This window comes from Rheinheimera pleomorphica (assembly GCF_011634895.1).
Lineage (GTDB): Bacteria > Pseudomonadota > Gammaproteobacteria > Enterobacterales > Alteromonadaceae > Alishewanella > Alishewanella pleomorphica.
Window position 1 is genome coordinate 1 of record NZ_SIRR01000014.1, and the last position, 15,517, is coordinate 15,517.

The window sequence follows — 15,517 nt, forward strand, 5'->3', positions numbered from 1 at the left end:
TGGTCAACGTGACCGATGGTGCCTACGTTTACGTGCGGTTTTACTCGTTCAAATTTAGCCTTAGCCATGAATAGACCCTTCTTTATTTAATTGCGGCCTGCCGAAACAGGCCAAACTAAGTTATTAATATGCTTTACGCGCAGCAATTATCGCTTCTGTCACGTTGCTGGGAGCTTCTGCATAGTTCAATGGTTCCATTGAATATGAAGCGCGACCCTGACTTAACGAACGCATGTTGGTTGCATATCCAAACATCTCAGACAGCGGAACGTGCGCATCAACGATTTTGATACCACCAGGCGCATCTTCCATGCCGTTAATAATACCGCGGCGACGGTTTAAGTCACCAACAATATCACCCATGAAGTCTTCTGGTGTTACCACCTCAACTTTCATGATTGGCTCAAGAATAACCGGCTTGGCTTGCAGTGCACCTTTCTTGAAGCCCATAGAAGCAGCGATTTTAAACGCCATTTCGTTTGAGTCAACGTCGTGGTACGAACCGTCAAACACTGTAACTTTTACGTCAATTACCGGGTAGCCAGCAAGGACGCCGTTTTTCATTTGTTCCTGAACACCTTTATCAATGGCAGGTATATATTCTTTTGGAATAACACCGCCGACAACAGCATTCACAAACTCATAACCGGCGCCTTCTTCCTGTGGCTCAATTTTCAGCCAACAGTGACCAAACTGACCGCGCCCACCAGACTGACGTACAAACTTACCTTCAACTTCGGTCGCCGCACGCAGTGTTTCGCGGTAAGACACCTGTGGTTTACCCACATTGGCCTCTACCTTGAATTCGCGCCGCATACGGTCAACGATAATGTCGAGGTGTAACTCGCCCATACCAGAAATAATGGTCTGGCCGGTTTCTTCGTCAGTGTGTACACGGAAAGACGGGTCTTCAGCAGCCAGTTTACCCAGCGCGATACCCATCTTTTCCTGATCAGCCTTGGTTTTCGGTTCAACCGCAACAGAGATTACCGGCTCTGGGAACTCCATACGTTCCAGAGTGATAATATGGTTAGGATCACACAGAGTGTCACCTGTTGTTACGTCTTTAAAACCGATACCCGCGGCGATATCACCAGCGCGAACTTCCTTAATCTCTTCGCGGGTATTGGCGTGCATCTGTACGATACGGCCAATACGTTCTTTCTTCATTTTTACCGGGTTATACACGGTGTCACCTGAGTTGATCACACCAGAGTACACCCGGAAGAAAGTTAAGGTTCCCACGAAAGGATCGGTAGCAATTTTAAACGCCAGTGCAGAAAACGGCTCATCATCACTGGAGTGACGCTCGCCTTCAGTTTCGTCTTCATTGATACCGGTAATCGCTTTAACTTCTGTTGGCGATGGCAGGAAATAAATCACATTATCCAGCATCGCCTGTACGCCTTTATTCTTAAAGGCAGAACCGCACATCACCAGCACTACTTCGTTGCGCAGTGTTAAATCACGCAGCGCCTGACGAATTTCCTCTTCGGTAAACTCATCCCCTTCCAGGTAGCGCTCCATTAATTCTTCACTGGCTTCCGCTGCAGCTTCGATCATGTTCTGCCGCCACTCGTTACATTCATCAAGCATTTCTGCCGGAATGTCTTCATAAGTGAACGTCATACCCTGATCTTCCATATTCCAATTGATAGACTTCATCTTGATAAGGTCAACGACCCCACGGAAGTCATCTTCAGCACCGATAGGTAACTGAATAGGCACTATGGTGCTGTTCAGACGGGTTTGCGCCTGCTTTACCACACGCAAAAAGTTGGCACCGGTGCGGTCCATTTTATTGACGAAGATCATCCGCGGCACTTCATACTTATTGGCCTGACGCCAAACAGTTTCAGTCTGCGGTTGTACACCAGATGAACCACACAGAACGACCACGGCGCCGTCTAATACCCTAAGCGAACGTTCAACTTCAATCGTGAAGTCAACGTGGCCCGGGGTATCGATCAGGTTGATGCGGTGCAGCTCAAACTGCTGCTGCATACCAGACCAGAAGGTAGTCGTCGCAGCAGACGTGATAGTGATACCACGCTCCTGCTCCTGCTCCATCCAGTCCATCGTTGCAGCGCCGTCATGCACTTCACCGATCTTGTGAGAACGGCCGGTATAAAACAAGATGCGCTCTGAAGTCGTCGTTTTACCGGCGTCAACGTGCGCACAGATACCTATGTTGCGGTAGCGTTCTATTGGGGTTGTACGTGCCACAATAAAATCCTCTTGTTAAGACTTGCTTACCAACGGAAATGAGCGAACGCTTTGTTAGCTTCAGCCATACGGTGCACGTCTTCACGCTTCTTAACCGCAGAGCCTTTGTTGTCAACGGCATCCAGCATTTCACCAGCCAAACGCTGAGCCATTGATTTTTCACCACGTTTACGGGCAGCCTCAACTAACCAACGCATAGCCAGAGCATTACGACGAACAGGACGTACTTCACACGGTACCTGGTAGGTAGAACCACCAACACGGCGTGATTTAACTTCAACTGTAGGACGAATGTTGTCCAGAGCCACTTCAAAAATGTCTAAATGTTCTTTCTTAGACTTAGTAGCAGCTAACTCTAATGCGCCGTATACAATTGATTCGGCTGTAGATTTTTTACCGTCGACCATAACGACGTTTACAAACTTGGCAAGTAATTCACTTCCGAACTTAGGATCTGGAAGAATTTTACGTTGACCTATGACGCGTCTTCTTGGCATTCGTAACTCCGATTGCTTCAGGTGATTCCAAAACTTTTAATACATTAAAGAAAAAAAGTTGTTTAGTTTGGCCTTACTAACGGAGTACCGTTATTTCTTAGGCCGTTTTGCGCCGTACTTAGAACGGGCTTGTTTACGATCTTTAACGCCGGCACAGTCTAAAGTGCCGCGTACGGTGTGGTAACGCACACCTGGCAGGTCTTTTACCCGGCCACCGCGAATCAGAACAACACTGTGTTCCTGCAGGTTATGGCCTTCACCACCGATATAAGAAGAAACTTCGAATCCGTTAGTTAAACGAACACGGCATACCTTACGTAATGCTGAGTTAGGCTTCTTAGGTGTAGTGGTGTATACACGGGTACAAACACCACGCTTCTGCGGGCAAGCTTCAAGCGCCGGAACGGTGCTCTTGGCTACCTTCTGGCTGCGCGGCTTACGCACTAGCTGGTTGATTGTTGCCATTAAATACTCCTGGTTAATATATACCCAATAAACGTGAAAATTCCGCACCCCAAAATTGGGGTCGCGGAATTCTAATGGTCAAGCTTTGACCTGTCAAGGAACAATGCCGTTTGCTGCTAATTTAAGCAGTAAACGGCTGTGTTACCTTGTTTACTCGTCGTTGCCAGATAAATCCATATTCAGCGCGTCAGACAGTGCCTGCTCCGCCATTTCTGAACTCATTGCCGGTTCAACAACTTCCGCATTGCCACCACGTTGACGCTGACGGATACGGTTTTGGTGATACGCAAAACCGGTACCTGCCGGGATCAAACGGCCAACAATAACGTTTTCTTTCAGACCGCGCAGTTCGTCAATCTTACCGCCAACAGCGGCTTCAGTCAGAACGCGGGTCGTTTCCTGGAACGAGGCAGCCGAAATGAACGAGTCAGTCGACAGTGATGCCTTGGTAATACCTAACAATGAACGCTCATACTGCGCCGGCATTTTGCCCGCAGCTTCCAGTTCACGGTTGGCGATATTAACGCGTGCCACTTCAGCCTGCTCACCTTCTAAGAACTCACTGTCGCCAGGGTTAGTGATTAAGCACTTACGCAGCATCTGACGGATAATCGTTTCAATGTGCTTATCGTTAATCTTAACGCCTTGCAGACGGTAAACGTCCTGTACTTCGTTCACAATGTAACTGGCCACATGGTGGATACCACGTAAACGCAGGATATCGTGCGCTGACTCAGGGCCTTCAGAGATAACTTCGCCTTTCTCAATGCGTTCGCCTTCGAACACATTAACCTGACGCCATTTCGGGATCATCTCTTCATGCACATCACCCTGATCTGGCGTGATTAACAGACGACGTTTACCTTTGGTCTCTTTACCGAAGCTGATCACACCAGAAATTTCCGCCAGAATGGCTGGATCTTTTGGCTTACGCGCTTCGAACAAGTCCGCAACGCGCGGCAGACCACCGGTAATATCGCGTGTTTTCGAGCTTTCCTGTGGAATACGCGCTAATACTTCACCGGCTTTCACCGTTGCACCATCAGTCACTTCGATAGTGGTGAAGCTTGGCAGACGAATTTCCTGCAGCGCACCGTCGTCCATCGTCAGAATAAGTTTTGGCTCTTTGGCATTCGCCTTAGCCAAATCTTTCACTACAGTACGGGTTAAACCGGTTAACTCGTCGGTCTGTACTTCAGTGTTGGTATCGTCAACATCGCTGTGATTAACCTTGGCGCCGCGCTCAACGATAATTGGGTGTGAATGCGGATCCCAGTTCGCTACGATTTGACCAGCCGTGATTTTCGCGTTGTCGTCTGTCGTCAGGATTGAACCGTACGGCAGCTTATAACGCTCTTTCTCACGACCTAATTCGTCAAACACGGTAACTTCAGCAGAACGTGAGGTGATAACAATCTTGTTATCCGCGTTACGCACGAACTTAGCATTTTGCAGTTTTAAGGTACCGGCTGTTTTAACCTGTACGCTGTTTTCTGCAGAAGCCCGTGATGCCGCACCACCGATGTGGAAGGTACGCATCGTCAGCTGGGTACCTGGTTCACCGATTGACTGTGCGGCAATAACACCAACAGCTTCACCGGCGTTGATCAGGTGACCACGCGCTAAGTCACGGCCGTAACACTTGGCACAAACACCAAAGTCGGTCTGACAGGTAATTACTGAACGTACGTGTACTTCGTCGATAGAGTTTTGCTCTAACGCGTCACACAGCTGCTCGTCCAACATGGTGCCATCAGCCACTAATACTTCGCCGGTGGTCGGTGACACTACATCACCAATAACTACCCGGCCCAGTACGCGCTCACGCAGACCTTCAACCACGTCACCACCTTCAATAAGTGGCTTCATGATAATGCCCTGATCAGAACCACAGTCCTGCTCAGTGACCACTAAATCTTGTGCAACGTCTACCAGACGACGCGTCAGGTAACCAGAGTTTGCTGTCTTAAGTGCAGTATCGGCAAGACCTTTACGCGCACCGTGGGTTGAGATGAAGTACTGTAATACGCTTAAGCCTTCACGGAAGTTAGCCGTGATTGGCGTCTCGATGATAGAACCATCTGGTTTTGCCATCAGACCACGCATTGCTGCCAACTGACGGATCTGAGCTGGTGAGCCCCGCGCACCTGAGTCGGCCATCATGTAAACAGAGTTGAAAGACTGCTGTTGTACAGTGTTGCCGTCACGGTCAACCACGTCTTCTTTTGACAGGTTGTCCATCATAGCTTTTGATAAGGCTTCGTTAGCTGTTGACCAGATATCGATTACTTTGTTGTACTTCTCACCGGCGGTCACCAAGCCCTGTTGGAACTGATCCTGGATCTCGGCAACTTCAGCTTCTGCTGCGTTGATGATGTCAGTTTTCGCTGCAGGGATAACCATATCGTTAATACCTACAGACACACCTGATAACATCGCGTAGTGGAAACCGGTGTACATGATCTGGTCAGCCAGAATAACGGTCTTCTTCAGACCGATACGGCGGTAAGCGCCATTCAGTAAGCGAGAAATCTGCTTCTTACCCATCGCCTGATTCACTGAATCAAAGGCTAAACCTTCTGGCAGGATAGAATACAGAATAGCGCGGCCAACTGTAGTATCACGCACGGCCGTGGTTTCAGTACGTGTGCCATCTTCGGCAAATTCTGCTTCAGTAATACGCACCTTAACTTTGGCATGCAGGCTGGCAACACCGGCGCGGAAGGCTTTTTCAGCTTCCTTGGCGCTTTTCAACAACATGCCTTCGCCTTTAGCGTTTACCGCTTCACGCGTCATATAGTACAAACCTAATACAACGTCCTGAGATGGAACGATGATAGGTTCGCCGTTAGCAGGTGACAGTACGTTGTTAGTTGACATCATCAACGCACGGGCTTCTAACTGGGCTTCCAACGTTAACGGTACGTGTACCGCCATTTGGTCACCGTCGAAGTCGGCGTTATAAGCCGCACACACCAACGGGTGCAGTTGTATCGCCTTACCTTCAATCAGTACCGGTTCAAACGCCTGGATACCCAGACGGTGCAGTGTTGGTGCACGGTTCAGTAATACCGGATGTTCACGGATCACTTCGTCCAGTACGTCCCATACCGCCCCTTCTTCGCGCTCTACCATTTTCTTAGCAGCTTTAATGGTAGTGGCTAAACCACGGGTTTCCAGCTTGCCATAGATAAACGGCTTAAACAGTTCCAGTGCCATTTTCTTCGGCAGACCACACTGGTGTAAACGCAGTGTAGGACCTACGGTAATAACCGAACGGCCTGAGTAGTCAACGCGCTTACCCAACAGGTTCTGACGGAAGCGACCCTGCTTACCTTTGATCATATCGGCCAAAGATTTCAGCGGGCGTTTGTTAGAACCGGTAATAGCACGGCCACGACGACCGTTATCTAACAGGGCGTCAACTGCTTCCTGTAACATACGCTTTTCGTTGCGCACGATAATATCCGGTGCTGACAGGTCTAGCAGACGCTTCAGACGGTTATTACGGTTAATGACGCGACGGTATAAGTCGTTCAGATCTGAGGTCGCGAAACGACCGCCGTCCAGTGGTACCAACGGACGTAAATCCGGCGGCAGTACTGGCAGCACTGTCATAATCATCCACTCTGGCTTATTGCCAGAAGTGTGGAAGGCTTCCATCAGTTTCAGACGCTTGCTGATTTTCTTACGCTTGGTCTCTGAGTTGATGGTTGGCAGCTCTTCACGCATTTGCTTGATTTCAGTTGCCAGATCAATGCCTTTTAAGATGTCCAGAATTGCTTCGGCACCCATTTTGGCTTCAAACTCATCGCCATGCTCTTCCAGCACGTCTAAGTATTCTTCTTCAGTCAGCATCTGACGACGTTCTAACGACGTCATGCCAGGCTCTGTCACAACATAGCTTTCGAAATACAGCACGCGCTCGATATCGCGCAGTGTCATATCCAACAGCAAACCGATACGGCTTGGCAGTGACTTTAAGAACCAGATGTGGGCAGTCGGGCTAGCAAGCTCGATGTGGCCCATACGCTCACGGCGTACTTTAGTTAATGTGACTTCAACACCACATTTTTCACAAATCACACCACGGTGCTTTAAGCGTTTGTACTTACCGCACAAACACTCGTAATCTTTTACCGGGCCAAAGATACGGGCACAGAACAGGCCGTCGCGCTCTGGTTTAAAGGTACGGTAATTGATCGTTTCTGGCTTTTTCACTTCACCAAAGGACCATGAACGGATCATGTCCGGCGAAGATAAACCGATACGGATAACATCAAACTCTTCGGTTTTAGTTTGTTGTTTCAGAAACTTTAATAAGTCTTTCACCTTAGCTCTCCTGTAAGAGGTAAACCGGAATGGGGCAGTTACCTGCCCCCCAACTCAAGGTCGGTTTATTCCTCTTCCAATTCGATGTTAATACCGAGCGAACGGATCTCTTTCATCAATACGTTGAAAGATTCTGGCATGCCAGGTTCCATTCTGTGGTCACCATCCACGATGTTCTTATACATCTTGGTACGGCCGTTAACGTCATCCGACTTAACGGTAAGCATTTCCTGCAGCGTATAAGCTGCACCGTATGCTTCCAGTGCCCACACTTCCATCTCACCGAAACGCTGACCACCGAACTGTGCTTTACCACCCAGCGGTTGTTGCGTTACTAAGCTGTAAGAACCGGTAGAACGCGCGTGCATCTTATCGTCGACTAAGTGGTTCAGTTTCAGCATGTACATGTAACCTACGGTAACCTTACGCTCGAAGGTATTACCGGTACGGCCATCATATAATGTGATCTGACCGCTTGACGGTAAGTCACCCAGCTCAAGCAATTGCTTGATTTCGCTTTCTTTAGCACCGTCGAATACCGGCGTTGCAACCGGCAGACCTTTACGCAGGTTTTCTGCTAAACGGCGCACTTCGTCATCAGTAAAGCTCTCAACGTCTACGTTCTGGCGCGACTCACCCAGCGCATACACCTTGGTCAGGAACTCACGGATTTCCGCAGTCTCTTTCTGGTCTTTGATCATCGCATCGATCTTGTCACCGATACCACGGGCCGCTAAGCCTAAGTGAGTTTCTAAGATCTGACCGATGTTCATCCGTGACGGTACGCCCAGCGGGTTCAGCACGATATCAACCGGCTTGCCGTGCTCGTCGTATGGCATATCTTCTACCGGAACGATGGTAGAGATAACACCCTTGTTACCGTGACGACCCGCCATCTTGTCACCTGGCTGGATGCGGCGTTTCACTGCCAGATACACCTTAACAATTTTCAGTACGCCCGGAGCTAAATCGTCGCCCTGGATGATCTTACGGCGCTTAGCTTCGAACTTCTTGTCGTACTCAACACGGATTTCTTCGTACTGAGTCGCCAGTTGCTCCAGATCATTCTGCTTGTCTTCATCGCTTAAGCTTTGATTAAACAGCGCATCGCCTTTCATCGTATCCAGCTTGGCACGGTCAACACCGCTTTGTTCCAGCAGGTTACGGGCACGGTCAAAAATGCCGGCTTCCAGGATACGGAATTCTTCATTCAGGTCTTTCTTCGCCTGTTTGACTTCCATTTCCTCGATTTCACGCGCGCGTTTGTCTTTTTCAACGCCGTCACGGGTAAATACCTGCACGTCAATAACAGTACCTGTTACTGAGTTTGGTACCCGCAGCGAGGTATCTTTAACATCAGACGCTTTTTCACCGAAGATAGCGCGTAACAGTTTTTCTTCTGGTGTCAGTTGGCTTTCGCCTTTAGGCGTAACCTTACCAACCAGAATGTCGCCGCCTTTCACTTCAGCGCCAATATAAACGATACCGGCTTCGTCCAGTTTGGACAGCGCAGACTCACCAACGTTAGGAATGTCGCCGGTGATCTCTTCAGGGCCAAGTTTGGTATCGCGGGCGATACAGCTTAATTCCTGAATGTGAATAGTGGTTAAACGATCTTCCTGTACCAGACGCTCAGATAACAAAATCGAGTCTTCGAAGTTGTAACCATTCCACGGCATGAACGCTACGCGTAAGTTCTGACCCAGAGCCAGTTCACCTAAGTCGGTAGACGGGCCGTCAGCCAGTACATCGCCACGTTCAATTGGCTCGCCATGGTTAACGCAGGGACGCTGGTTAATACAGGTGTTCTGGTTAGAACGGGTGTATTTTGTCAGGTTGTAGATGTCGATACCGGCTTCACCGGCTACCATTTCATCTTCATTTACCTTGATCACAATACGGCTGGCGTCAACGTAATCGATTACACCACCACGTTTAGCAACCACAGTTACACCTGAGTCTTTCGCCACTACGCGCTCAATACCGGTACCGACTAGCGGCTTGTCAGCGCGCAGTGTTGGTACGGCCTGACGTTGCATGTTCGAGCCCATCAGTGCCCGGTTAGCATCATCGTGTTCCAGGAACGGAATTAACGCCGCAGCAACCGATACGATTTGCTGTGGTGCAACGTCCATATACTGTACTTTGTCGGCCGGCATCAGGGTGAATTCATTCTTGTAACGACAAGGCACTAATTCTTCTGATAAACGGTTTTCGGCGTTCAGTTCAGCGTTGGCCTGAGCGATAACAAAGTTGCCTTCCTCGATGGCTGACAGGAAATCAACTTCGTCGGTGACCACGCCATCTTCGATACGACGATAAGGCGTTTCCAGGAAACCGTACTCGTTAGTCTGAGCAAACATCGACAGCGAGTTGATCAGACCGATGTTTGGACCTTCAGGCGTTTCGATTGGACAAACGCGACCATAGTGGGTCGGGTGTACGTCACGTACTTCAAAGCCGGCGCGCTCACGGGTTAAACCGCCTGGGCCTAAAGCAGAAATACGACGCTTGTGCGTCACTTCTGACAACGGGTTGTTCTGGTCCATAAACTGAGACAGTTGGCTTGAACCGAAGAACTCTTTTACTGCCGCTGAAATTGGCTTGGCGTTGATCAGATCCTGTGGCATAACCGCATCTAAGTCACCTAATGACAGACGCTCTTTTACCGCACGTTCAACACGCACTAAGCCAACACGGAACTGATTCTCTGCCATTTCGCCAACCGAACGGATACGGCGGTTACCTAAGTGGTCGATATCGTCCACTTCGCCTTTACCGTTACGAATGTCGATTAAGACTTTCATTACCGCCAGAATGTCTTCTTTGCTCAGTACGCCGGTACCGACGCCTTCTTCAAAGCCAACACGACGGTTAAACTTCATCCGGCCAACCGTTGACAAGTCGTAACGGTCTTCCGAGAAGAACAGGTTATCAAATAGGGTTTCAGCCGCATCACGCGTTGGTGGCTCACCAGGGCGCATCATGCGATAAATTTCTACCAGCGCTTCCATCCGGTTGCTGCTTGGGTCAATACGAATGGTTTCAGAAACATAAGAGCCCTGATCCAAGTCGTTGATATACAGTGTTTCAAAACTTTCATAACCGGCTTTAGCCAGTTTTGCCAACAGCTCCAATGTGAGCTCTGCGTTCGCCTCGGCAATAATCTCTCCGGTTGAACGGTCAGCGTAATTTTTCGCCAGCACACGGCCTACCACATATTCGTGTGGTACTTCCATCATGGTCATGCCGGTTTTTTCCAGCTGACGCACGTGGCGTGCAGTAATACGACGGCCTTGTTCTACTATGACTTCGCCATCGTTGTCTTTAATATCAAAAGCTGCTGTCTCACCGCGTAAACGGTTAGCAACCACTTCCATTAACAGCTTGCCTTCTTTGATTTCAAACTTAGTGTTTTCAAAGAAAGTGCTTAAAATGTCTTCAGTGCTGAATTCCAGCGCACGTAACAGGATCGTGGCCGGTAATTTACGGCGACGGTCAATACGCACAAACAGGTTATCTTTGGCATCGAACTCGAAATCTAACCATGAACCACGGTAAGGAATAACGCGGGCGTTATACAGCACCTTGCCAGAAGAGTGGGTTTTACCACGGTCGTGATCAAAGAATACGCCCGGACTACGGTGTAACTGGGAGACGATAACGCGCTCAGTACCGTTGATCACGAAGGTGCCGTTTTCGGTCATTAATGGGATTTCGCCCATATAAACTTCCTGCTCACGGATATCTTTGATGGTGCCTGGTGCTTCTTTATCGAATAACACCATGCGCAGTTTCACACGTAATGGTGCTGAGTAAGTAACGCCGCGGATTTGACATTCTTTTACGTCAAACACGGGTTCCCCGATGCGGTAGCTGACGTACTGCAATTCCGCACTGCCTGAATAGCTTTTTATAGGGAATACAGAGCGGAATGCGGCTTCTAAACCGTAATCTCCTTCCGGATCAGGCTCGATAAATTTGCTGAACGATTCAATTTGGATCGACAGCAGGTATGGCACATCCAATACTTCCGGACGTTTGCCGAAGTCCTTACGGATACGTTTCTTCTCAGAATAAGAGTAAGTCATGGGGTTCCTCAGCTTGCTGATTTTTTTCCCAACAACCCATCACAGGTTGTGTTTGATACCAGCCATAGTATCAACAGGGGTGGGGAAATCATTGTCCCACAGCGCAAAAAGGCCGGTGATTAATTCATCACCAGCCCAGCCTGAATTTCAGGCGAATAATCCGGTATAAGCCGGATTATTTAACTTCAACAGAAGCACCAGCTTCTTCAAGTTCTTTCTTCAGAGCGTCAGCTTCAGCTTTAGAAACGCCTTCTTTGATTGCAGCCGGAGCTGATTCAACCAGGTCTTTCGCTTCTTTCAGGCCTAAACCGGTAGCGCCACGTACTGCTTTGATAACAGCAACTTTGTTCGCGCCAACACCAGCTAAGATTACGTTGAATTCAGTTTGCTCTTCAACAGCAGCAGCAGGACCTGCAGCAACTGCTACAGCGGCAGCTGCAGACACACCGAACTTTTCTTCCATTGCAGTTACTAACTCAACTACGTCCATTACAGACATTGCTGCGATAGCATCTAAGATTTGATCTTTAGTCACTGACATTGCTCAGATTCCTAAATTAGGGGACTTGTCCCGATTAAACTCTGCTTCAAACCAAACGTATTATTACGCGGCTTGCTCTTGTTTTTGGTCGCGAACCGCGGCAATTGTACGTACAAGTTTGCCGGCTGCTGCCTCTTTCATGGTGCTCATTAAACGTGCGATAGCTTCGTCGTAAGTTGGTAACGAGGCTAACAGTTCAATGTTTACCGCGGCGCCATTAAACGCTGCACCTTTCAACTCGAAGTCTTTGTTCTCTTTCGCGAAATCTTTGAAGATACGCGCTGCAGCACCTGGGTGCTCTTTAGAGAACGCAATTAACGTCGGGCCTACGAATACATCGTTCAGACACTCAAACTCGGTGCCTTCAACTGCACGGCGAGCCAGGGTATTACGGACCACTTTCATCCATACACCGGCTTCACGCGCTTGCTTACGCAGCGCAGTGATTTTGCCTACAGTGACACCACGAGCGTCTGCGACTACCGCAGATAAAGCACCTTTGGCAGCTTCCTGGACTTCAGCAACAAGTGCTTTTTTGTCTTCAAGCTTAATAGCCATGGGCTCTTAACTCCTGGTTCATCCGGGCGTGATTGCCCGTTTGCCTACACATCGCCTTATGTTGCCATAAAGCGCGCGATTTACGGTGAGACCAGAATGAATAGAATTCTCTCTGGGGCCTGCACCGTCTGCGTAGGTTGGTTGTTTTAAGTCACGCTTTTCAAAAGAAAATTGCGACACCTACGGTCTTGGACGGAAGCCGTTGCTTATAAAAAGCACGGCTTCTACCCTAAAAAATGAGCGCGAGATTATAAAATAATCAGCGCACTCTGTAAAGCGTTACGTCTTAAACCACTGCGCTCAGCGACGCCTGGCTCAGGGCTAAACCTGCACCGTGCGTTGAAGAGATAGTCACTTTCTTGATGTAAACGCCTTTAGCTACTGATGGCTTAGCACGTTTCAGTGCAACCAGCAGCGCTTCTAAGTTTTCTTTCAGCTTATCAGCGTCGAAATCGATTTTGCCGATAGTTGAATGAACGATACCGTTCTTGTCGTTGCGGTAGCGCACCTGACCCGCTTTCGCGTTCTTAACGGCTTCTGCTACGTTAGGGGTAACAGTACCGGTCTTCGGGTTAGGCATTAAACCACGTGGACCTAAGATTTGACCTAACATACCTACCACACGCATAGCGTCTGGCGAAGCGATAACAACGTCAAAATCCATTACGCCTTTCTTAACCTGTTCAGCTAAGTCTTCCATACCAACGATGTCGGCACCGGCAGCTTTAGCAGCGTCAGCGTTTGCACCCTGAGTGAACACAGCAACACGAACAGTACGGCCAGTACCGTGCGGCAGTACAGTTGCACCACGTACGTTCTGGTCAGATTTACGGGCATCGATACCCAGGTTTACCGCTACGTCAACGCTCTCAACGAACTTGCCAGCAGTTAATTCTTTTAACAGAGCAACAGCTTCGTTGATGTCGTATTCACGAGTTGAATCCACTTTAGAACGGATTAACTTTGCGCGCTTAGTTAATTTAGCCATCTGTTAGCCCTCCACCACTAAACCCATTGAACGGGCAGTACCTTCGATGGTACGCACCGCAGCAGCATGATCAGCAGCAGTTAAGTCTGGCTGTTTGATCTTAACGATCTCGTCAACCTGAGCTGCTGTGATTTTGCCCACTTTCTGGGTGTTAGGACGACCTGAACCACCTTTTAAGCCAGCCGCTTTCAGTAATAAGAAAGAAGCAGGAGGCGTGCGGGTTTCGAACGTGAAAGAGCGATCGCTATATACAGTAATTACTACTGGGATTGGCATGCCTTTCTCAAGACTCTCTGTACGGGCGTTAAAGCCTTTACAGAATTCCATGATATTCACACCGTGTTGACCCAGCGCCGGACCTACTGGTGGCGACGGGTTAGCCATACCGGCTTTAACCTGCAATTTAATAAGTGCAGTGACTTTCTTTGCCATGTTTCACCTCTGTTTCTGGGTCTTAGCCTCGTAAGTGCGAGGACACTTACTCAAACGGCTTCCCAATGCTAAAAAGGGCGCAGATTATATTTTAATCAGCGCCCGGTTACAATCTTTATCTTTAGGCTTTCTCGACCTGAGCAAATTCCAGATCAACCGGCGTAGAGCGACCGAAAATAAGCACTGATACTTTTACGCGGCTCTTTTCGTAGTCAACTTCTTCTACCACACCGTTAAAGTCAGCGAATGGGCCTTCAGTAACGCGTACCACTTCACCGGCTTCAAACAGCGTCTTCGGCTTCGGCTTGTCAACGTTATCCTGTAAACGGTTCAGGATGGTCATCGCCTCTTTCTCAGAAATCGGCGCCGGGCGGTCTGAGGTGCCACCAATAAAACCAAGAACGCGCGGCACACTTTTCACTAAGTGCCAGGCTTCCTCACACATTTCCATTTGTACTAATACATAACCAGGGAAGAACTTGCGCTCAGATTTACGCTTTTGACCGGCGCGCATTTCTATCACTTCTTCGGTAGGTACCAGCACTTCACCAAACTTGTCTTCCATTTGATGAATTTTGATATGTTCACGCAGTGAGGTCGCAACACGTTGCTCGAAACCTGAGAATGCCTGCACCACATACCAACGCATCTTTCCTGCCATGGTTTAGATCCCCAATCCTGTTAAAAATGACACTACGCGCAATAAGATAGCATCCAGCCCCCACAGGATTAACCCCATGATGACAGTTGCAACCAGCACCACTAAAGTGGTTTGCATAGTTTCCTGCCGGGTTGGCCACACCACTTTACGCACTTCAGTGCGCGACTCTTTGGCGAAGTTAATAAAGGTTTTGCCTTTCTGTGTTTGTCCCGCGACCACACCGGCAATAATCACCAGCACCACGATAGCAATAGCGCGCTCTAAAGCTCCGAGCTCATAAATGTAGTTACCTACTACTGCCAGTGACAAAATAACAAAGACCAGCAACCACTTGACTAGATCAAATCCGCTTTTCGGGGTTTCACTTGCTGCGTTCATGCTTTGACTCACTTCACCTTGACTTGCTTATAGCAACACACTACCGGCAAAGCTGTGCTTTACCGAAAAATATTGGCAGGGGCAGAGGGATTCGAACCCCCAACCATCGGTTTTGGAGACCGCTGTTCTACCAATTGGAACTATGCCCCTACAAGGTTGTAAACCTGACGTCCCGCCGGGTTTGCAAATAGCCGCTCATTATACTGTCTTAATGTGCTAAAACAAGCTTACCGTATCTGATTGCAGCATTTTTACGATACTAAGTGACAAAAAAGGCCCCGCAGGGCCTTTTTCAATCTCAGCTTATTAAGCCAGGATTTTTGATACTACGCCAGCACCTACAGTACG

11 protein-coding genes and 1 tRNA gene are annotated in these 15,517 nt (G+C 48.8%); all 12 read right to left on the bottom strand.

Translation table 11 applies throughout. The features are described 5' to 3' along the window. Positions 1-123: 123 nt before the first annotated feature. On the bottom strand, positions 124-2,226 hold the full coding sequence (gene fusA / locus EYB30_RS14820) for an elongation factor G (RefSeq protein ID WP_166839698.1): 2,103 nt from the start codon (positions 2,224-2,226) through the stop codon (positions 124-126). 26 nt (positions 2,227-2,252) lie between these two features. Beyond that, complete coding sequence (rpsG, locus tag EYB30_RS14825) at positions 2,253-2,723, bottom strand: 30S ribosomal protein S7 (RefSeq protein ID WP_027672433.1); 471 nt, start codon at positions 2,721-2,723, stop codon at positions 2,253-2,255. Between the two features lie 90 nt (positions 2,724-2,813). Further along, entirely contained in the window at positions 2,814-3,188 is a 375-nt protein-coding gene (gene rpsL / locus EYB30_RS14830; protein ID WP_019677787.1) for a 30S ribosomal protein S12, read from the bottom strand. A gap of 150 nt (positions 3,189-3,338) precedes the next feature. Continuing rightward, positions 3,339-7,520, bottom strand: a complete 4,182-nt coding sequence (gene rpoC, locus EYB30_RS14835; RefSeq protein ID WP_166839699.1) for a DNA-directed RNA polymerase subunit beta' — start codon at positions 7,518-7,520, stop codon at positions 3,339-3,341. Positions 7,521-7,585: 65 nt separating this feature from the next. Next, a complete protein-coding gene (rpoB, locus tag EYB30_RS14840) occupies positions 7,586-11,611 on the bottom strand; it encodes a DNA-directed RNA polymerase subunit beta (protein ID WP_166839700.1) in 4,026 nt (1,341 codons plus the stop codon). Between the two features lie 175 nt (positions 11,612-11,786). Beyond that, positions 11,787-12,152, bottom strand: coding sequence for a 50S ribosomal protein L7/L12 (rplL, locus tag EYB30_RS14845; RefSeq protein WP_166839701.1), 366 nt, complete (start codon positions 12,150-12,152; stop codon positions 11,787-11,789). A gap of 63 nt (positions 12,153-12,215) precedes the next feature. Continuing rightward, a complete protein-coding gene (rplJ, locus tag EYB30_RS14850; protein WP_166839702.1) occupies positions 12,216-12,710 on the bottom strand; it encodes a 50S ribosomal protein L10 in 495 nt (164 codons plus the stop codon). A gap of 286 nt (positions 12,711-12,996) precedes the next feature. Next, positions 12,997-13,698 carry a 50S ribosomal protein L1 gene (rplA, locus tag EYB30_RS14855; RefSeq protein ID WP_166839703.1) on the bottom strand — a complete coding sequence of 234 codons (702 nt, stop codon included), beginning with the start codon at positions 13,696-13,698 and terminating at the stop codon, positions 12,997-12,999. 3 nt (positions 13,699-13,701) lie between these two features. Next, positions 13,702-14,130 (bottom strand): 50S ribosomal protein L11, encoded by a 429-nt coding sequence (gene rplK, locus EYB30_RS14860; RefSeq protein ID WP_027672427.1) that lies wholly within the window; start codon positions 14,128-14,130, stop codon positions 13,702-13,704. Positions 14,131-14,251: 121 nt separating this feature from the next. Further along, positions 14,252-14,779 carry a transcription termination/antitermination protein NusG gene (gene nusG / locus EYB30_RS14865; protein WP_008224569.1) on the bottom strand — a complete coding sequence of 176 codons (528 nt, stop codon included), beginning with the start codon at positions 14,777-14,779 and terminating at the stop codon, positions 14,252-14,254. A gap of 15 nt (positions 14,780-14,794) precedes the next feature. Beyond that, positions 14,795-15,169, bottom strand: a complete 375-nt coding sequence (gene secE, locus EYB30_RS14870; RefSeq protein WP_166839704.1) for a preprotein translocase subunit SecE — start codon at positions 15,167-15,169, stop codon at positions 14,795-14,797. A 73-nt stretch (positions 15,170-15,242) separates the two neighbouring features. Then, a tRNA-Trp gene (locus EYB30_RS14875) sits at positions 15,243-15,319 on the bottom strand. Positions 15,320-15,517: the final 198 nt, after the last annotated feature.